Source organism: Prevotella lacticifex, assembly GCF_019973375.1.
In the GTDB taxonomy this organism is placed as follows: domain Bacteria; phylum Bacteroidota; class Bacteroidia; order Bacteroidales; family Bacteroidaceae; genus Prevotella; species Prevotella lacticifex.
This window is the reverse complement of sequence record NZ_BPTV01000001.1, coordinates 1,626,040-1,644,918: the sequence shown is the minus strand read 5'-3', so window position 1 is coordinate 1,644,918 and position 18,879 is coordinate 1,626,040. Positions and strand designations below refer to the sequence as shown.

Annotated in this window: 14 protein-coding genes and 2 tRNA genes; 7 read left to right on the top strand and 9 right to left on the bottom strand. The window is 48.7% G+C overall.

All coding sequences use genetic code 11. The features are described 5' to 3' along the window. Window positions 1-14: 14 nt before the first annotated feature. The 6 genes from LDN30_RS06460 to LDN30_RS06435 form a co-directional block, all read right to left on the bottom strand. On the bottom strand, window positions 15-716 hold the full coding sequence (locus tag LDN30_RS06460) for an HAD family hydrolase (protein ID WP_223929041.1): 702 nt from the start codon (window positions 714-716) through the stop codon (window positions 15-17). Window positions 717-727: 11 nt separating this feature from the next. Continuing rightward, complete coding sequence (locus tag LDN30_RS06455; RefSeq protein ID WP_223929040.1) at window positions 728-1,690, bottom strand: CDP-alcohol phosphatidyltransferase family protein; 963 nt, start codon at window positions 1,688-1,690, stop codon at window positions 728-730. 10 nt (window positions 1,691-1,700) lie between these two features. Next, window positions 1,701-2,489, bottom strand: a complete 789-nt coding sequence (locus LDN30_RS06450; protein ID WP_306421507.1) for an ATP-grasp domain-containing protein — start codon at window positions 2,487-2,489, stop codon at window positions 1,701-1,703. A 23-nt stretch (window positions 2,490-2,512) separates the two neighbouring features. Next, window positions 2,513-3,250, bottom strand: a complete 738-nt coding sequence (locus LDN30_RS06445) for a nucleotidyltransferase family protein (RefSeq protein ID WP_223929039.1) — start codon at window positions 3,248-3,250, stop codon at window positions 2,513-2,515. Between the two features lie 603 nt (window positions 3,251-3,853). Further along, window positions 3,854-4,942: a transposase gene (locus tag LDN30_RS06440; protein ID WP_223927145.1), complete on the bottom strand. Its 1,089-nt coding sequence runs from the start codon at window positions 4,940-4,942 to the stop codon at window positions 3,854-3,856. After that, window positions 4,932-5,330 (bottom strand): ISAon1 family transposase N-terminal region protein, encoded by a 399-nt coding sequence (locus LDN30_RS06435; RefSeq protein ID WP_223926852.1) that lies wholly within the window; start codon window positions 5,328-5,330, stop codon window positions 4,932-4,934. Before LDN30_RS06435 ends, LDN30_RS06440 begins: the two co-directional genes overlap by 11 nt. Before the next feature lie 189 nt (window positions 5,331-5,519). Here LDN30_RS06435 and LDN30_RS06430 point away from each other — a divergent pair, with 189 nt between their 5' ends. After that, window positions 5,520-9,839 carry an acyl-CoA dehydratase activase-related protein gene (locus LDN30_RS06430; RefSeq protein WP_223929038.1) on the top strand — a complete coding sequence of 1,440 codons (4,320 nt, stop codon included), beginning with the start codon at window positions 5,520-5,522 and terminating at the stop codon, window positions 9,837-9,839. Between the two features lie 200 nt (window positions 9,840-10,039). On the opposite strand, the gene LDN30_RS06425 is transcribed toward LDN30_RS06430, so the two are convergent. Then, a tRNA-Gly gene (locus tag LDN30_RS06425) sits at window positions 10,040-10,110 on the bottom strand. 12 nt (window positions 10,111-10,122) lie between these two features. Then, window positions 10,123-10,195: transfer RNA gene (locus tag LDN30_RS06420), tRNA-Thr, on the bottom strand. A gap of 157 nt (window positions 10,196-10,352) precedes the next feature. Between LDN30_RS06420 and miaA the strand changes: the two genes are divergently transcribed. Next, on the top strand, window positions 10,353-11,267 hold the full coding sequence (gene miaA, locus LDN30_RS06415; RefSeq protein WP_223929037.1) for a tRNA (adenosine(37)-N6)-dimethylallyltransferase MiaA: 915 nt from the start codon (window positions 10,353-10,355) through the stop codon (window positions 11,265-11,267). Beyond that, window positions 11,258-12,193: a diacylglycerol/lipid kinase family protein gene (locus LDN30_RS06410; protein ID WP_223925935.1), complete on the top strand. Its 936-nt coding sequence runs from the start codon at window positions 11,258-11,260 to the stop codon at window positions 12,191-12,193. The genes miaA and LDN30_RS06410 overlap by 10 nt, the downstream gene beginning before the upstream one ends. Window positions 12,194-12,290: 97 nt before the next feature. Here the strand turns inward: LDN30_RS06410 and LDN30_RS06405 are convergent, their stop codons facing one another. Continuing rightward, entirely contained in the window at window positions 12,291-12,989 is a 699-nt protein-coding gene (locus LDN30_RS06405) for a Crp/Fnr family transcriptional regulator (protein ID WP_223929036.1), read from the bottom strand. Between the two features lie 227 nt (window positions 12,990-13,216). Here LDN30_RS06405 and LDN30_RS06400 point away from each other — a divergent pair, with 227 nt between their 5' ends. From LDN30_RS06400 to LDN30_RS06385, 4 genes are all read left to right on the top strand, one after another. After that, window positions 13,217-15,178: a glycogen debranching enzyme N-terminal domain-containing protein gene (locus tag LDN30_RS06400; RefSeq protein ID WP_223929035.1), complete on the top strand. Its 1,962-nt coding sequence runs from the start codon at window positions 13,217-13,219 to the stop codon at window positions 15,176-15,178. Continuing rightward, window positions 15,175-16,443: a glycosyltransferase family 4 protein gene (locus LDN30_RS06395; protein ID WP_223929034.1), complete on the top strand. Its 1,269-nt coding sequence runs from the start codon at window positions 15,175-15,177 to the stop codon at window positions 16,441-16,443. Before LDN30_RS06400 ends, LDN30_RS06395 begins: the two co-directional genes overlap by 4 nt. Before the next feature lie 104 nt (window positions 16,444-16,547). Beyond that, window positions 16,548-17,960, top strand: a complete 1,413-nt coding sequence (locus LDN30_RS06390; protein WP_223925931.1) for a glycoside hydrolase family 57 protein — start codon at window positions 16,548-16,550, stop codon at window positions 17,958-17,960. 112 nt (window positions 17,961-18,072) lie between these two features. Next, window positions 18,073-18,807, top strand: coding sequence for a hypothetical protein (locus LDN30_RS06385; RefSeq protein WP_223929033.1), 735 nt, complete (start codon window positions 18,073-18,075; stop codon window positions 18,805-18,807). Window positions 18,808-18,879: the final 72 nt, after the last annotated feature.

The following is an 18,879-nucleotide window of genomic DNA, read 5'->3' as shown; positions in this document are numbered from 1 at the left end:
AGGCAAAAACGTATTTAGAGGAGCTCGTCCAAGGAAGAGATGATAATGTCGGGGAGTTGCTCGTCGTGGGCCGTGTCATCCCACTGCTCACCCTTTATCCATGCAGTGTGGAGCCCTATGTTCTTAGCCGGAACAATATCCTTCTCAAAGCTGTCGCCGACGGCCAATATATCCTCCGGCGGGAGCCCCAGGGCCTCGGTGCCCAACTTGTAGATGGCTGGGTCGGGCTTGCGGACGCCGACCACTGCCGATTCGACGACGGTCTTGAAAATTCCGTTGAGTCCCATCTCGTCGAGGACTACATTAAGATTGCCATAGAAATTGCTCACCAGCACGAGTGGAGCCCTCTCCTTCAACTTCAGAAGAACCTCGCGGTTGCGGGCCGTAATCTCCTTCACCCGTCCGTAGACATCATCGAGGATGGCACACTGCTCGCTGGCGAGGTTGAAATTGCCCGAGCCGATGATGCCCTTGTCCTGAAGATACTCGAACTCGATACGCAGTTTTATGGCCAGCGTCTGTCGGAAGGTGTAATCAGTCTGAATGATTGGGGTCTTACCCAGTGTGCGCTCAGCGTAGACGTAAGCAGCACGGAACTGGCTCTCGCTGACCGGCATGTGGCGGCGCTCATAGCCATGCCACAGCATTCGGCCCCAGTGACAGCCGTTAGTGTCGATGGTTCCACCGTAATCGAAAAGATATCCTTTTGGTTTCATTATTCTCTTAGTTAAAGTTTTTCAATTTCTGCTATTATGTGCTTACACAGTTTCTCGTGCTCCCTGTGCATGTAGATATACAGACACTCGCCCACGGTAATCTCGAGGATTGGGTAGAGCCATGGGATGCCGAGCAAACAAGTGATGTATATGGTAATGGCACGGGAGTTGAACGTCAGGATGTTGGTATATTTCATCAGTGGCCGACTCCCTGTTATGAACTCCTTCTTCAGTGGCTCCGGCAACTTCTCCAACGTTCCGAACTTTTCCGTTGCCTTTGCCCTCAACCGTTGGAAAGCCGGTGTGCGCCGCTCCTGACTCTTGCAGTAGTGCTGATAGTTGGAATGGAACTGATAATCCCAGAATGCTCCTTTCTTGCCCTTGACAGCCATGGCCTTAGTGTGTTCCGACTCGTAGGAGTCGAGCTCTGAGCCCTCCTTTCCTTTCAACAAGAGGAGATGAATCTGACGGTAATAGTCGGCCAATGAACTCTGGGGCGAGTGGCAGAGAATGCCGGAAACAGCGCAGAGAACGAAAATCCATATTCCCCACCGCAGTTCCGTTCCCGGCATGGGAACATTGAAGAGTCGGATAATTATGGCAAGATAAATAGCCACGAACCACACATCGCCCGCGAATCCGTCGAGGCACCGCCCTTTCATGCTCTTTTGATTCGTCAGTCGAGCGAGCTGGCCGTCGGTGGAATCGCAGAAATTGGCAAAGGCGAGGAGAATGACACCAATAATATTATGAGTCAAATCGGGGAAAGCGAACATCACTCCTGCCGCTACTCCCAAGAATATAGAGAGGATGGTTATCGTGTTTGGGGTGACTCCGAGCTTATACCAGATGCGGGCGAAGAAGAGACCGATGGGTCGGGTGAAGTACTTATCCAACCACTCCTCGGTATCGTCCGACTTGAAGGATTCATGAAGCAGGGTTTTGAATGATTTTGTTTCTATATCGTTAGACATTTTTTTGATTTTATTTTATTAATGATTTTATAGCCTCCGCAGCCTCTTCGCGGCACCTCGAGAAACTTGGCCAGTCGTTGAAGTCGATGATCACGAACCGGCCGTCACTGCTGATGACAGCATCGCCGCCATAGACTGGGGTGTGGGCCAAGCGCGATGTGAGTTCCGCCGACTGCCGGAGTAGCTCCTGCGGATAATCGTAATGCTGGGCACGACCGTTGATGAGCTCATCGCCGAACTTTGTTTTCCCATCGTCGGAGGGATAGAATGTTCGGAAGAATCCCGTTCCCTCAACGCCGTAGAATTTCACGAGGTCGCCCTTGACATGAGCCTGGACAACGAATTCGTTGATGCCCCGGCGTTTGAACGCATCGATCCTCGTCAGCAACTCATCGTGGTCACGGCAGAATACCACATCGTCGTGGCTTTGGGCTGCCTCGTCGCCACGCTTCAGCCAATAGCCGTCGGAGCCTTCGCGGGGCGGCACCGGCACGTCGTTCTCACGCATAATAGCATCGATAACCGTGCGGCGGCACGACTGCACTCCTACCGTAGGGTTGATAACCCTTGTTCCCTCGCGCTCAAGCTCATGCAGAAATTGCAGGGTTGCAGCGTCGCGGGCCATGGAGAAGACTACATCCGGTTTATCTTTTAACGACAATTTTGCCCGAATATTGTCATCCTCCGATATAATCTTTCCACCCAAAGGCGCGACTACAGCCTCGAGAATGGCCCTGTCGTTGTCGACCGAATTCGGTGAGAAACGTTCGGCACGTTGTATTCCTATTATCCTCAGCATCACAACAATAGATTAAATGAGAATCACTTGCCGAGGAAAGCCTCAGCCTTGGCAATGTCGGTCTTATGGTCGATGTCGAGGACCTTGGAGAACGGCCATGCCCTGAGCCGCAAGTTGTCGGCTACCAGCGACCGCTGAAAGTTGCGCATGCGGCTCATTCCTTTTGCCATACAGTGGTTTAGGGTGGAGATTGATTGATGAGTGAGACCATAAATTCCACCGGAGATGTACTTAGCACCATCATTCTGATTATCGCCCTGGGGTTCATCATAGAATCCCGTGATATTCATGGCCGCGTCGGTGCCGACGTATAATGGTTTTTCGTCGTCAATATAGTCGGTCACCCCCATAAGTCCATCATAGCCATCGGCTGTCGACCGCTGAAAAGTTCGGACATAATCGCTGAACTCTTCCTCGCGGAATATCGTGTCGACGGTGGTGAGGATAAAAGGACCGTTGCCCAAATGTTTGCTTAATTCATAAAAGCTGTGCATTGAGCTTGGCGTAGTCTTTATTGTGAAGTCGAGGGGGAGCTCACGGCCGTTGAGCCCCTCTGATTTCAATATGGAAAGGTGCTCGCTGACTTGTGTCGTCAAATCGTTACAAATAACGTGTATCGCCGAGGCACCGTTGTCCATGAATATTCTGATAAGTCTGTCGATGAGTGCCTCGCCATGAACCTTGACTAATGGTTTCGGTAATCCCACTCCTTCATGAGCCAAGCGCGACCCTTCGCCGGCAGCAATGATTGCATATTCCATTATTTCTTTTCGTTTGTTTGCGATTGCAAAGTTACTATAAACAATAAACAATACAAAGAAAAACATGAAGTTATTGAACCGAGATGAATAAATCGCGCATTCGGTTTGATGAAAAATCGATCGTCGGAGGTGAGAATGCAAGCTAAAGCACTTCAATGACATAAGACTCAAGTTGTGATTGAGCCATAAGTATGTAAATATCTTTCGCATTGTTATGTCTCTCCCCTACTCTCTTGTAACTCGCTCATTCTCAGTCGTTTTCTAAGAGATGCCATTTTGCGTTCCAATTCGGTCCATTTCATCGTCTCGTTCGGTCCGTTTCGCGTTGCAAAATGGTCCGTTTCGCAACGCCAAAAGGCCCATATTCCACGACTGTAAAGATTATTCATTATCACTTACTCCATAATCTGATATTCGATGAAAGATTGGTGATGACATCAAAGATAAACAGTTTCTACATTCATTCACTTTGTCAAACATCCACAGAATCACTCGTTTCTTCTGGTTTTTTGCGTTCCATTTGCGGCCGCATTGCTAAAATCTACTAATCCAGAACTTATTTTGGCCCAAGGGGGATTGTCCGTGGCGGGCAGATGCCGCTGCCTAACCAAAGACAGTAACACATCTATAGAAAAAGAAGGGTATATCCCTTATTCCCTTCAGGCATGACCTAAAGGCTTTCATCTTGGAGTTGAGCGATTCTGCAGAAGCATTAGTGTCTCTGTTGATAAAGTAATTGAGTATCTCGTCCTCGTAGTGCTGGATAGACTGTTTTACGGATTTGATCTCTCTAAGGGTAGATTTGGTGACCTTCTTGTACCATCCTTCAAGCGCTTTCTTCGCAGTTGCCTTGGTGTTAGACTTCGTACGGAAGATTGCTCTGAGATCGTTTATCAGCCAATACGCCTCCTTCAGTTTCGGGAAGAGCCGGAACAGAATTCTTGCCCTCTTCTTCTGGTTTATGCTCCAGTCGCCATAGCTTCTGCCCAGTTGCTTCTTGCACCGGGTCAGAGCTTCTACCAAGGTCTCTCCATTGCTCAGCCTCTTGGGCTCAAACCTTGTATTCAGCCGCATTGGCTTGCGGCCTCGGCGCTTACCCTTGCATCGCTTCTTACCTTGCTTTTTCCTGCTGTTACGATAGTACTTGCGTTGCTTGGCGAGTTGTTCCAGGTGTTTCTTGAACTCTGCCTTCTGGCGGTTTACATCCTTGACAGCTTCCCGCTTGTATTTCATGCGCAGTTCCTCGATCCCTTCACCACCTCGTTTCATGACATGGAAGCAGTCGCGTACCACCATGGCATTAGGGAAGGCCATTCTCACGATAGAGCGCATGCTGTCGCTCAGGTCCATGGAGACCAGCCCTACCGCTTCCCGATCCTTTTGCGGCATCTTTCTCAGGGCTTTGGCAACTGTCTCGGGGTCGGTGCCCTTGACAATAGCAACGATGGCGCCCTTCTTGCCATGCGCATCCTTGTTGTGGAGAATCGTGTACACCTCATGCCCGAACTCAGACTCGTCAATACCGAGCCTCGGGCCGAGGTTCTTGGCGATAAGTATTCCATCATCGACATTCTCTTTCTTAACCCAAGTGGGAAAATCGCTCAAAGTATCCTTGTAGGCACGCGCAAAAGTGTTGCCCTGGATCATGTAAGTCCAGCTCAGGCTCTTGGCCGTCACTGGCTCATTGTCCATCCGCTCTCTTTAAAAAAAGCGCCAGCTCCTTGGAGTATGACGTACCTTCGCAGACTATCTTCGCTGCCTCTTCCAGAGGAAATGAGACACTCTTACCATCAGCTGTAAGCCAGCGCCGACGACGCACATGAAGTATCGTCTTACGGTTGCGAACAGGGAAGTCGTATATCATCCTCTCTTCACCGAAGCCGTTTGACTTGACGCCATCAAAGCCCTCTGGACGATTGTCCTTCTCATCAAGATATATGTGAAGCTCGGTCTTGTAAAGCTTCCCGTGATCTTTGGCTGGCTGCTCGTTGAAGTCCACCACGTCAAAGTAGTTAGTCACGCCCTCGGGGAGGATATATATCGCTAAACCTTTGTAGAAGTCTATCTTTTCTTGTTCCATGACCGCAAAGGTAAGCAAAAAAAATAGTTTTAGCACGCTATCATATCAAGTTCTTTGGTTAGGCAGCGGCATCCGCCTGCCACGGACAATCCCCCTTGGGCCCTTATTTTTCTTAAAGTATTTTCGTTTATATTGCAAGAAGTTTGTAATTTTGTAGTCTAAAAGAAGCGAGAAAGGAAGAATATATTAATGGAGAAAGAATCTTACAGAATAGGTCTTGATGTAGGCTCTACGACAGCAAAGATTGCATTACTCGACTCTGACGGCAATCTTGTCTACTCATGCTACGAGCGTCATCATGCCAAGGTTGGCGAACTTGTGAACAGATATTTCAAGGAGATTGAGGATAAATTCGGCAACATCACTTGCAGCATTTGCGTCACGGGAAGTGTCGGAATGGCCACAGCTGATGAACTTCGCGCTGAATTTGTTCAGGAAGTCGTAGCCTCAACCGTCTATGCCCGCAACGTGCATCCGGAGGCCAAGGCACTGATAGATATCGGTGGGGAGGACGCGAAAGTTGTTTTCTTCAATGGCAAACAGACTGAGTTGCGTATGAACGGCAACTGCGCCGGAGGTACCGGAGCATTCATCGATCAGATGTCGGTGCTCATGGGAGTGAGTAACCAGCAGATGAACGACCTGGCTCTGAAAGCCACTCACGTCTACCCTATGGCAGCGCGTTGCGGTGTATTCGCCAAGACTGATATTCAGAACCTTATGTCGCGGAATATTCCAGAAACCGACATCGCAGCAAGCATCTTCCATTCCATTGCCGTTCAGACTGTGACCACTCTCAGCCACGGCTGCGATTATGAGCCGCCAATATTGCTCTGCGGGGGTCCGCTGACGTTTATGGCTGCCCTGCGCAATGCTTTTGCCAAATATCTCAATCTCGATGCTCAGAAGGACTTTATCGTCAACGAGCACAGCAATCTCATTCCTGCCATGGGATGCGCCATAAGAGCCGGTCAGCAGCAACAGTCCTCAACAGACGGGGAAAAGAATACAGACTCGCACAATATCCACCTCTCGGAGCTTATGCAACGGCTTAATACTCACGGCACCCTGAACTGGCACAGCAATCTCAAGCCTCTCTTTGCGAATGAGGATGAGCATCAGCAGTGGCGCGAGGAAAAACTGAAATGTGCCACACCAACGGCAAAGATGAAAGCCGGAGCCACTGAGCGGGTGTTCATTGGTATCGACTCCGGTTCTACGACGACGAAGATAATAGCGTCAAGACCCGACGGTACCATTGTCTTTGCCGATTACTCTATGAATCAGGGTAATCCCATCGGGGCTGTAGAGGCCGGACTGAAGAGACTGAAGCAGACCGCTGCCGACAACAACACTACCCTCGAGACAGCAGGCAGCTGCTCAACGGGTTACGGTGAGGAACTCATAAAGAGTGCCTTCAACCTCGACGAGGGAATAATCGAAACCATGGCCCACTATCAGGCCGCACGACGCCTCGATCCTGACGTGTCCTTCATCCTCGATATTGGAGGACAGGACATGAAAGCAATATTCGTCGATCATGGAGCCGTAGTCAGGATGGAACTCAATGAGGCTTGTTCTTCTGGGTGTGGAACGTTCTTGCAGACTTTCGCCAACAATCTCGACTATAAGATTGAGGACTTTGCTAATATCGCTTGCACTGCCGATGCACCGTGCGATCTCGGTACACGCTGCACCGTATTCATGAATTCGAAAGTCAAGCAGGTAATGCGTGAGGGTGCCAGCGTTGCTGACATCAGCGCGGGACTCTCCTATTCAGTAGTGAAGAACTGTCTTTATAAGGTACTGAAACTCAGAGGCAACGACAATCTCGGCAACAACATTGTGGTTCAGGGCGGAACAATGCGCAATGATGCTGTGGTGAGGGCCTTTGAGCTTATGACCGGACACAGTGTGGCACGTTCCGATATGCCCGAGCTGATGGGTGCTTACGGATGCGCTCTCCACGCTATAAGCAGATATAACGCAAATGCCTCAGCCACAGACAATAAGCAGAACGACGGCTTGGAGTTGCGCTCCGTCGACGACTTATTGGCTGGCGCAGCTTATACTACTCGGCAAGTGCAGTGCCACGGATGTGAGAACCACTGCTACGTTAGTCAGTATAAGTTTGCCGGAGGAAACCGTTTTTACAGCGGTAATAAATGTGAACGGATATTTAATAACTATGGAAAGAATCATAAGACCGGTCAGAACGCATACACCATAAAATATAATCTTCTCTTCGACAGGGCCAAGGAGAAAGTCGACAATCCGCGTGGCATCATCGGCATTCCGCGGGTCCTCGGTTTGTATGAGGATTTCCCCTTCTGGCACACTCTCTTCACGTCGTTAGGCTTTCAGGTATTGCTTTCGTCGCCAAGCACTTACAGCAACTATGAGAGTCAGCTCCACGCGGTGATGTCGGATAATATTTGTTTCCCTGCAAAGCTCGTCCATTCTCATATCGCTGAGCTCGATCGTGAACTTTCAGATTTCAGAAAGGAAGACAATACGACTCTCACGAGGATTTTCTTCCCCTATGTGGTTTATGAGAAGAAAGACGACGACAGAACCGATGGTTCATACAACTGCCCCATTGTCTCAGCCTACAGCGACGTAATCAGGAGCAGTATGACCCTTTCGACGCAGATGGACTCTCCTGTAATAACCTTTGCCGACGAGAGACTGCTGTGGAAAGGATTGGAGAAATATCTTGCTACGTTAGGTGTCGGCCATCGCGAGGGCAAAATAGCTCTGAAACTGGCTCTCGCCGACCAGCGCGTTTATGAGAACGAAATTAAGCGTATCGACGAAAAGATACTTGCCGACTCGCGTAAGGAGAAGGCTCTGACAATACTCCTCGCTGGACGACCTTATCACGCCGACCCTCTCATTCAGCATAAGCTCTCCGACATGATTGCGGGACTCGGTGTCAACGTTATCACCGATGATATTGTCCGGGGCGACTATGCAACGGGGCGCGGCGAGACTTATCTCGTTGAACAATGGGCTTATCCTAATAGAATTATCAAAGCCGGACAGTGGGCCGCTGAACAGCCCAACGACCTGCACTTTGTCGAGATGACAAGTTTCGGCTGTGGACCCGACGCGTTCATTCAGGATGAGGTCAGGGATATTATGCAGCGCCACGGCAAGCCTTTCACGCTCCTGAAAATCGACGATGTGTCAAATGTCGGAAGTCTGAGGCTGCGCGTCCGCAGTCTTATCGACTCGCTGAAGATCAACAACAGACGGGGAGCGGCGAAGGATTTCCCACGGAATAAGGTCTTTACCAAAGCCGACAAGCACCGTAAAATTCTTGCTCCGTTCTTCACCGAATTCCTCTCGCCGCTGCTCCCGTCGCTGTTGAAACTTGCTGGCTACGACGTGGAGATTCTGCCCCCAAGCGACAGCAACAGTGCACAGGAGGGACTCACCTACGCCAATAATGAAGTTTGCTACCCTGCAACGCTGATTGTGGGCGATATGGTTAAGGCTCTGAAATCGGGAAAATATGACCCCGATAAGATTGCACTTGTCATGACACAGACCGGCGGACAGTGTCGGGCCACAAACTACACCGGACTCATAAAGCGGGCCATGATAGCCAATGGCTTAGAGAATGTACCTATCATTGCTCTCGGCGTTACGACTGAGGGCGAGAACAACGAGCAGGATGGTTTTGAATATCCTTGGCTCAAGTTAGCAACGATAACAACGAACACGCTGCTCTTCAGCGATGTGCTGTCGAAACTGTATTATGCGACGAGAGTCAGGGAAACAGAACCCGGCATAGCTAAGAAGCTCAAGGAAAAATACACTCAGTTGGCTTGCCCACTCATCGAGGCCAACGATGCCAAGGGACTCGTGGAACTTGCGGAGAAAGCAGCCCGAGAATTCGATTCCTTCGCGTCGGCAAAAATATGTCCGAGGGTTGGCATCGTCGGTGAGATCTTCTTAAAGTTCAACTACTACTCTCATCAGTATATCGAGGACAAACTGATAAACAAGGGCATAGAAGTCGTTCCACCACTCATTTCCCCATTCTTCCTCCAGGAGTTTGTCAATGTGGAAGCAAGTAAACGGTTGTGTATCAGCGACTCATCGGTTCCCGACTTCGTACTGCATACCCTTTATTCGCTCATCTCAAGATGGGAGAAAAAGTATAACAAAGCATGCTCCTCATTCCGCTATTGGCGGCCTTTCACCAACATCTACGACGAGGCTAAGGGTGCTGAGGGCATCGTGTCGATGGCAGCGCAATTCGGCGAAGGATGGCTCCTGCCGGCTGATGTCAGTGAATTCTATCGTGACGGAATCCACAATGTCATTAGTCTGCAACCGTTCGGATGTATCGCTAACCACATTATATCAAAGGGAATAGAGAAGAAACTTCACGATTTGTACCCCGACCTGAATTTCCTCAGCCTCGACTTCGACTCCGGAGTCAGTGAGGTCAACGTCTACAATCGTCTCTTGCTTTTCCTCGATAATATCAGTGCTTAGTCAAGGTTAATCAGACACTTATAACAGAAAGGCTCCTGCTATGGTTACAATCGTCTTGTAATGACATAACAGGAGCCTTTTTATTTCGTTTCGCATCGCTACATAAATAAGACGACAAGCGAAAAATTAATCGATATTATAAATGAATAAGTAAAGATGGTGGAGATTACAATTCACATAAACCGCTGATAATCAATGAGAGCGGAATACGGGAGTCGAACCCGCCTTGCGGGCTTGGGAAGCCCGAGCACTACCGATATGCTAATTCCGCAACTTCTCATTGAGCCGATACCCGGACTCGAACCGGGGACCCACGCATTACGAATGCGTTGCTCTACCAACTGAGCCATATCGGCGACATCAGCAAACCCCTTCTGGAATTGCGGTTGCAAAAGTAATACAAAATTTGGAAACTACAAAATATTATTCGATGAAAATAAAAAAATAAATAATTTATTCGCTTTTACTCTACCATAATTGGAAGATTTTTTGTAAGTTTGCGCTGTGAAACGAATGATAACGATACTTGGACCGACAGCCTGTGGCAAGACAGAACTTGCCGCACGACTCGCTTACGACTTAGATGCTGAGATAATTTCGGCCGACAGCCGTCAGGTTTACCGTGGTATGGACATCGGCACAGGAAAGGATCTGGACGATTACACCGTCAACGGCAAGCAAATACCCTATCACCTTATTGATATATGCAAACCGGGTGAAAAATATAATCTCTTTTGTTTTCAACAGGATTTTCACGATGCTTATAACGACATCATAAGCCGTGGGAAGCTGCCAATACTCTGTGGGGGAACGGGACTATACATCGAGTCGGTGCTGCGTGGATACAGTCTGTCGCCGGTGCCGCAGAATCCGGAACTGAGGCAATCGCTTGAGGGAAAATCACTTGAGGAGCTCACCATGATTCTCAAGGAGCTAAAGGCTAAAACAGGTTCAACGATGCACAACACAACTGATGTTGATTCCTGCCAGAGGGCAATAAGAGCCATAGAGATTGAAACTCACAATCTGCACACACCTATGGACCGACGAATGATGCCACCGGTCGACTCGCTCGTCGTCGGTATCAATATCGACAGAAATCTTAGACGTGAGAGAATAACCAAACGGCTGAAACAACGACTTGACAATGGCATGGTAGATGAGATTCGGGGGATTCTTGCATCAGGAGTAAGCCCCGACGACCTGATTTATTATGGCCTTGAATATAAGTACGTTACGCTCTACGTCATTGGGAAACTATCTTACGACGAAATGTTTCGCCAGCTCGAAATAGCCATACATCAGTTTGCCAAACGGCAGATGACGTGGTTCAGGGGTATGGAGCGCCGAGGAACGAAAATCCATTGGATTGACTCCCAACTAAATATAGAAGAAAAAATTAAACTTATCAAACAGCTATGGCAGTAGAATCAACACGATGGGGAATATTATACTGCCCCAAGGGCGGTATATTGGAGAATCCGAAAAAGAAATGGCTGAAGATTGAGAAAAGTCTGAAGCACTATGACATTGACTACGATAAGATAGTCAGCGAGAGTATGGGTAGTGTGGATCGCCTTGTGAAGATGATGATAAACAATGGTTACAAGACAATTGTCATCGTCGGAGGCGACTCTGCCCTCAACGATGCCGTCAACTGTCTGATGCAAACCGACAAGAGAATCCGTGACGAGATAGCAATAGGGATAATCCCAAACGGATTGATGAATGACTTCGCTCACTTTTGGGAAATAGATGAAGATAATATCGACGCTACCATACGCGGACTAAAAGAGCGGAAAATACGTCGAGTCGACCTCGGTTGCATAAGATACAAGAACAAGAAAGGCCAGAACTGCCACCGCTATTTTATCAACTGCGTCAACGTCGGGCTCATTGCTGCCATTATGAACCTGCGCCGCCAAACCCATCACATATTTGGCTCTCGCTCTCTGTCGTTCATTTTCTCTTTCATCCTCTTGATATTCCAGCGTCTTGATTATAAGATGACCATAAAAATTAACAGCGAGGAGATAAAAAGAAGAGTTATGACCGTATGTATTGGCAACGCCCTTGGCTATGGTCAGACTCCGAATGCAGTGCCCTATAATGGATTCTTCGATGTGAGCGTTGTCTATCATCCGGGAATAACACAGTTGTTTGAGGGAATTTATCTTTTTGTCAAAGGCAAATTTCTCAATCATAATGCTGTGCATCCCTACCGCACAAAGGAAGTGAAACTCACTGCCGCCTCTGCCCTCGTAGGTATCGACGGAAGAATCATGAGCTCTTCACCGGTTGGTGAGTTCCGTGTCGTCATAGAGCCGGAAGCTATTAACTTCATAATGCCGTAGACTATTGACATTGGAATATCGACTTCGCAATGTCATAATCTATTGGCATTGGTATTATCTTTACAATGCCATGGACCATGAGTACCCGCGCCGGTGCCTACTCTTTTCCGGAGACGTAAGCAAGTGATGCGGGTTGGATTATACGGATTCTCTTGCCGTCGGTATCAATAAAACCTTCTTCACGGAAAGAGGTCAGAGTACGGATGGCGTTACTCGTCGACATATTTGCGAGATCAGCAATATCGCGCCTTGTAATCTTGCCATGAATCCAACCATCATTGTCTGTTCCAAAACTCTTCGATAGGAAGAGAACAGTTTCAGCAAGACGCCCGCGGAGATGCTTCTGCGACATACTCACGATACGGTCATCCGACATTCCCAGTCCATGGGCAAGCTCCTTGAAGAAGTAGTCCATGACCGTAGCATTATCGTCGATAAGTTTGCTTATGACATCAACTGGCAACATAGCCACAAGAGCATCCTGCATTGCCACACAATTTGTCGAGTAATTCTCATGAGCAAAATATGCCCTGTAGCCGAAGAACTGCTCCTCACGGAAAATCCGAATAATCTTAGGCCGTCCATCGTCAGAATTACGGAAAATCTTTACACGCCCCTTCAATACAAAGTAGATATAAAGAGGTGTGTTTCCGATATGGTAAATGTAGTCATTTTTACCGAGCAACTTTGTGCCAATATTCTGCTTGATGAGATCAGCACTGGCATCTGTCAGTGGATTCCAAAGATTAATCAGAATATCCAATGGGTTATACCCTTTGTCAAAAAATTCACTCATAACCTCATTTATTATTATCGAACTCAAGTGCAAAGTTAACAAATAAAAAACAATTGACAAATAAAATTACCGATTATTTTACTATTTTACATTTTTATTTATCGAACCAAGAAAAATATTGAGTATTTTATTGGTGAATAAAATAATTTTCGTAACTTTGGGGAGTCAAAACAACGCACCTAACCAGTGCGAGTTCTGCTGATAAAAAATAGTTAAACCTTAATCATATGAGTTATCTAAGATTCGAAAAAGCTTTGATGACGAATCTGCAGGAAAGCCTAACGAGGGAGTTGCTTCGCACAAACAGGTCGGGAGCCTATTCGTGCTCAACGATTGTGGACTGCAACACCCGTAAATATCATGGTCTTCTCGTTGTTCCGGTTCCTGAACTCGACAATGAGAACCATGTGCTTCTGTCCTCGCTCGACTGCACCGTCATCCAGCATGGTGCAGAGTTCAATCTTGGCATTCACAAGTACCAAGGGAATGTCTACAGCCCTAACGGACACAAATATATCCGTGAGCTCGACATTGAGAAAGTACCATCAACAATCTACCGCGTTGGTGGAGTAGTCCTGAAAAAGGAAGTCGTATTCCAACACTATGAGAATCGAATCCTACTACGCTACACCCTCTTGGATGCACACAGCCAAACGACTCTGCGCTTTCGTCCTTTTCTTGCCTTCCGCAGCGTGCGACAGTTTACGCACGAGAATTCCACTGCAAGCCGCGACTACGAAGAAGTGGAAAACGGAATCAAAACATGCATGTATGCTGGCTACCCCACCCTTTACATGCAGTTCTCAAAGAAAAATCAGTTCATTTTCAGTCCTTATTGGTACCGCGGCATAGAGTATCCCAAGGAGCAGGAACGTGGTTATGCCTCCAACGAGGACCTCTACGTGCCCGGCTACTTCGATATGAACATGCGCAAGGGTGAGAGTGTGGTCTTTGCCGCTTCAACGAAGAAGTCGGCCACTTCATCTTTGAAGAAGCTCTTCGACAAGGAGGTTGAGGACCGCCACCCGCGCAACAACTTCCTCAACTGCCTTATCACGGCCGCCCACCAGTTCCATAACCGTCGCGGCGAGGAGAGATACATCCTCGCCGGATACCCGTGGTTCAAGTGCCGCGCACGCGATACTTTTATTGCCGCTCCCGGACTTACTCTGTCTATTGAGGAAGTCGAATACTTCGAGAAGGTGATGAAGACCGGCATCCACGCTCTGAAGCAGTTCTATACCGGAAATGAATCAACTGAACCAATATACGAGATTGACAAACCCGACGTACCCTTATGGTGTTTGTGGGCTATACAACAATATGAAGATAAAGTAGGTAAGGAGAAATGTGCTAAGATGTACGGGGCCTTCTTGAAGGAGACCATGAAGTTCATCGAAAGCAACAAACATCCTTACATGACCGTAGAGGATAATGGACTTCTGTTTGTCGACGGTGGTAAGGAGAAAGCTATGACTTGGATGAACTCCACGGCCAATGGTCATCCCGTAGTGCCCCGTACCGGATATATAGTCGAATTCAATGCTCTGTGGTACAATGCATTACGGTTCTGTGCCGAGATGTCACCATCGGACAGCAAGGACGCGCAACACTATGAAGCTCTTGCTGAGAAGGTGAAGGAATCCTTCGTCAAGACTTTCTGGAATCAATATGGATACCTCTTCGACTACGTTGATGCAGGAGAGGACGAGCAGGACTGGAGTGTAAGACCGAACATGATCTTTGCAGCTGCCCTCGAATATTCTCCACTCGACCAGAGTCAGAAGAAGAGCATCATCGACATCTGCACACGCGAACTGTTAACGCCAAAGGGTCTGCGCAGTCTCTCGCCGAAGAGCAGCGGCTACAATCCAATGTATGTCGGACCACAGGCACAGCGCGATTATGCATACCATCAGGGCACCGCTTGGCCTTGGCTCGGAGGATTCTATCTCGAGGCCTGTCTTAAACTCTTCGGACGTTCGCGACTGAGTTTCGTCGAGCGGCAGATGATTGGCTACGAAGACGAGATGTTCCAAGGGTGTGTCGGAACAATCCCTGAACTTTTTGACGGCAATCCACCTTTCACAGGGCGTGGTGCCATGTCATTTGCGATGAATGTGGCAGAAATCCTACGGACAATGGAGCTGCTCGAAAAAATGAACTATAACACGGAGGGCACAAAATGAAAGTACTAATGTTCGGATGGGAATACCCACCACACGTCTATGGCGGACTTGCTACAGCCAATTTCGGAATATCCGAAGGACTACATGCACAGGGCGACGTTGACATAACATTGTGTCTTCCCAAGCCCTTCGGCGATGAGGACCACACCTTCGCCAATATTATAGCCATGAACTGCGTTCCAATAGCATGGCGCGATGTCAATTGGGACTATGTCAACGGCAGGGTCGGCAATATCATGAACCCCGACCTCTACTTCAAGTTGCGCGACCATATCTACGCCGACTTTAACTATATGAATGTCAATGATCTCGGAGCGATGGAGTTTGCCGGAGGCTATCCCGGAAATCTTCATGAGGAGATTAACAACTACTCCATCATTGCCGGAGTCGTTGCGCGCACCGTCGATTTCGACATCATCCATGCCCACGACTGGCTCACTTATCCCGCGGGGATCCACGCTAAGCAAGTCAGCGGAAAGCCACTGTGCATCCACGTCCATGCCACCGATTACGACCGCAGCCGTGGTCACGTCAACCCGACGGTTTATTCCATTGAGAAGGACGGTATGGACAACGCCGACTGCATCATGTGCGTTTCCGACTTGACCCGCAATACCGTTATCAATCAGTATCATCAGGATCCGCGAAAGGTGTTCACCGTCCACAACGCTGTCTACCCCCTGAGCGCCGAGAACGAAGCCATTCCTCGCGTCGATCACACGAACAAGGATAAGATTGTCACCTTCCTCGGACGAATAACGATGCAGAAGGGACCGGAGTATTTCGTCGAGGCCGCCAATATGGTTCTCCACCGCACACGACACGTGCGTTTCTGTATGGCTGGATCCGGCGACATGATGAACGCAATGATAAATCTCGTAGCCGAACGGCGCATCGCCGACCGCTTCCACTTCCCCGGATTCATGCGCGGAAAAGAAGTCTACGAATGTCTGAAGGATTCCGATGTCTATGTCATGCCATCAGTGAGTGAGCCTTTCGGCATCTCACCGTTGGAGGCCATGCAATGCGGCACACCAACGATAATATCAAAGCAGAGTGGATGCGCCGAAATCCTCAACAACTGTATAAAAGTCGACTACTGGGACATCCACGCCCTTGCCGATGCCATATACAGCATCTGCCATAACGACAGCCTCTTCGATTATCTGTCAACCGAGGGAAAGAATGAGGTTGCTCAGATTACGTGGGAGAAGGTAGGACGATGGATTCGTGAGCTATACTTGCGGACGTTGGGATGGAAATGACCCATGCGGTCACAAGACATTCATGACCACAAACTCTCTCGCAGCGCACTAAGCGTCAATATCATTCATAACAAAGAAAACAAAAATTATCATTATCTATAACAATGAAAACGATCTGCTTATATTTCGAGATACATCAGATAATCCATCTGAAACGCTATCGTTTCTTCGACATTGGCACCGATCACTACTACTATGATGACTATGAGAACGAACGTAGCATCAACTACATAGCAGAGCACAGCTACTTGCCGGCCCTCGACACCCTTCTCCAGATGATAAAGGAAAACGGCGATTACTTCAAGGTCGCATTCTCAATCTCCGGAGTTGGAATGGAGCAACTCGAAGTTCATGCCCCGCAAGTTCTTGACAAGCTCCAGCAGCTCAATAACACCGGGTGTGTGGAGTTCCTTGCCGAGCCCTATTCGCATGGACTCTCCTCACTGGCAAATGCCGAATCCTTTGCTGCCGACGTGAAGAAACAGTCGGATAAGATGACAGAGTATTTCGGTCGAAGGCCTACGGTACTCCGCAACTCATCGCTCATCTACAGCGACGACATCGGACTGCAGGCTGCTCAAATGGGATTCCAGGGAATGCTCACCGAGGGAGCCAAGCACGTCCTCGGATGGAAGAGTCCCCACTACGTTTACAGCTGCTCTGAGGCACCGAACCTCAAGCTCCTTCTACGCGATGTCAAGCTCAGCGATGACATCTCATTGCGGTTCAACAATCACGAATGGAATGAGTTCCCACTCTTTGCCGATAAATATGTCGACGAGATTGCTGCACTGCCAAAGGAGGAAGAGGTCATCAACATCTTCATGGAGCTTTCTGCATTAGGCATCGCACAGCCACTGTCGAGCAATATCCTCGATTTTCTCCATGCTATACCGGCATGCGCCAAGCAACGCGGCATAACGTTCTCTACTCCATCCGAAATCTGTGAAAACCGCAAGAGTGTGGCACTGCTCGACGTTCCCGATACACTCAGCTGGGTTGACGAGGAACGCGACATCAGCTGCTGGCTCGGAAATCCAATGCAGCGGGAGGCTTTCGACAAGCTCTACTCTATCGCCGACCGAGTGCGCATAGCCAACGACCCGCGCATCAACCAGGACTGGGACTACCTTCAGGCCAGCAATAACTTCCGATTCATGACGACAAAGCCAAGCAACGTTGCGCTCGACCGCGGAATATACTCCTCGCCGTTCGATGCGTTCACCAACTACATGAACATCCTTGGCGACTTCATGAATCGTGTCAACGACCTCTATCCTGACGACATCGACAACGACGAGCTCAACTCGCTTCTGACAACCATCAAGAATCAGGGCGACGACCTGCAAATGAAGGAGAAAGAGATAGAGCGACTGCAAACGAAAATCAGTAAACTCCAGGAGGAGGAAGAAAGTCTGCGCGCTACTATTGCCAAACAGAAAACGAAAGCTGCCGGAACTCGCACAACAGCCAAGCTCCGTACAGCCAAGAAAGCCGAGCCCAAAGGCAAAGCGTAGATTGTGAGATTACGATATTAAAAGGAGCTATCAGTTGGTCGCAATATTCAGCCGCCGACTGATAGCTTAAATATAATGTAGGATAACAACACTAATTAAAGCAATAAACAAAATGAGAAAGATTTCGTTAATAGTAGCAGCTGCCCTGGCACTTACCATGGCAAGCTGCGGAAACAAATCGGACAGTGCGAATTCAGCCACCGACTCTACTATGACCGACTCAGCAGCGGTCAGTGACTCTACAGCCGGTGCTGCCGACGACTCTACCCTCACTACCGTAGAAGCCGGTGACGCAAAGGCTGCACCTATGAGCGCAGCAGCCCTGACAAAGGAGATTCAGGCCAAAATTGCGTCGAAAGACGCGCAGGGTCTGACCACTCTCCTCATCAATGCAAGGGCAAAGATTACGGAGCTCGCCAAGAGCAATCCCGCTCAGGCAAAGGCTTATGTCTCACAGCTGCAGCAGTACGTCGCTCAGCACGCCGCTGAGATAAAGGCCATGGCCAAAGGCAATGCTACCATCAATCAGGCTGTCGACGAGGTTAAGAATCTGGATCCCGAGAAAGTTGTCAATGCGGTTGTAGCATCAGCCAAGGCCGACGCTAAGAATGCCGGTGAGGCCATTACGTCGACTGCCAAGGGCGCAGCTCAGGAGGCTGTCAACAAGAAGGTCGACGAAGCTTCTTCAGCAGTGAAGAGTGCCCGTGAGACCGCCGACAAGAAAGTCAACGACGCAGTGAACAAGGCTAACAAGAAGGCTAATGATGCCGTAAATAAAGCCAACAAGAAAGCCAATGACGCAGTGAATAAAGCAACTCAGAAAGCCCTCAACGGCTTAGGACTGTAACGAGTGCGTTGTAAATAAAAAAATACTGCTATCATGTTTCCACATCATCAACGACAAATGAAAACATGGTAG

Bases quoted from the DNA above. Each gene is read 5' to 3' on its own strand.
- LDN30_RS06405 (WP_223929036.1), bottom strand. From the start codon at position 12,989: ATGAGTGAATTTTTTGACAAAGGGTATAACCCATTGGATATTCTGATT.
- LDN30_RS06460 (WP_223929041.1), bottom strand. From the start codon at position 716: ATGAAACCAAAAGGATATCTTTTCGATTACGGTGGAACCATCGACACT.
- LDN30_RS06445 (WP_223929039.1), bottom strand. From the start codon at position 3,250: ATGGAATATGCAATCATTGCTGCCGGCGAAGGGTCGCGCTTGGCTCAT.
- LDN30_RS06390 (WP_223925931.1), top strand. From the start codon at position 16,548: ATGAAAACGATCTGCTTATATTTCGAGATACATCAGATAATCCATCTG.
- LDN30_RS06435 (WP_223926852.1), bottom strand. From the start codon at position 5,330: ATGGAACAAGAAAAGATAGACTTCTACAAAGGTTTAGCGATATATATC.
- LDN30_RS06385 (WP_223929033.1), top strand. From the start codon at position 18,073: ATGAGAAAGATTTCGTTAATAGTAGCAGCTGCCCTGGCACTTACCATG.
- LDN30_RS06395 (WP_223929034.1), top strand. From the start codon at position 15,175: ATGAAAGTACTAATGTTCGGATGGGAATACCCACCACACGTCTATGGC.
- LDN30_RS06400 (WP_223929035.1), top strand. From the start codon at position 13,217: ATGAGTTATCTAAGATTCGAAAAAGCTTTGATGACGAATCTGCAGGAA.
- miaA (WP_223929037.1), top strand. From the start codon at position 10,353: ATGATAACGATACTTGGACCGACAGCCTGTGGCAAGACAGAACTTGCC.
- LDN30_RS06450 (WP_306421507.1), bottom strand. From the start codon at position 2,489: ATGCTGAGGATAATAGGAATACAACGTGCCGAACGTTTCTCACCGAAT.
- LDN30_RS06440 (WP_223927145.1), bottom strand. From the start codon at position 4,942: ATGGACAATGAGCCAGTGACGGCCAAGAGCCTGAGCTGGACTTACATG.
- LDN30_RS06410 (WP_223925935.1), top strand. From the start codon at position 11,258: ATGGCAGTAGAATCAACACGATGGGGAATATTATACTGCCCCAAGGGC.
- LDN30_RS06455 (WP_223929040.1), bottom strand. From the start codon at position 1,690: ATGTCTAACGATATAGAAACAAAATCATTCAAAACCCTGCTTCATGAA.
- LDN30_RS06430 (WP_223929038.1), top strand. From the start codon at position 5,520: ATGGAGAAAGAATCTTACAGAATAGGTCTTGATGTAGGCTCTACGACA.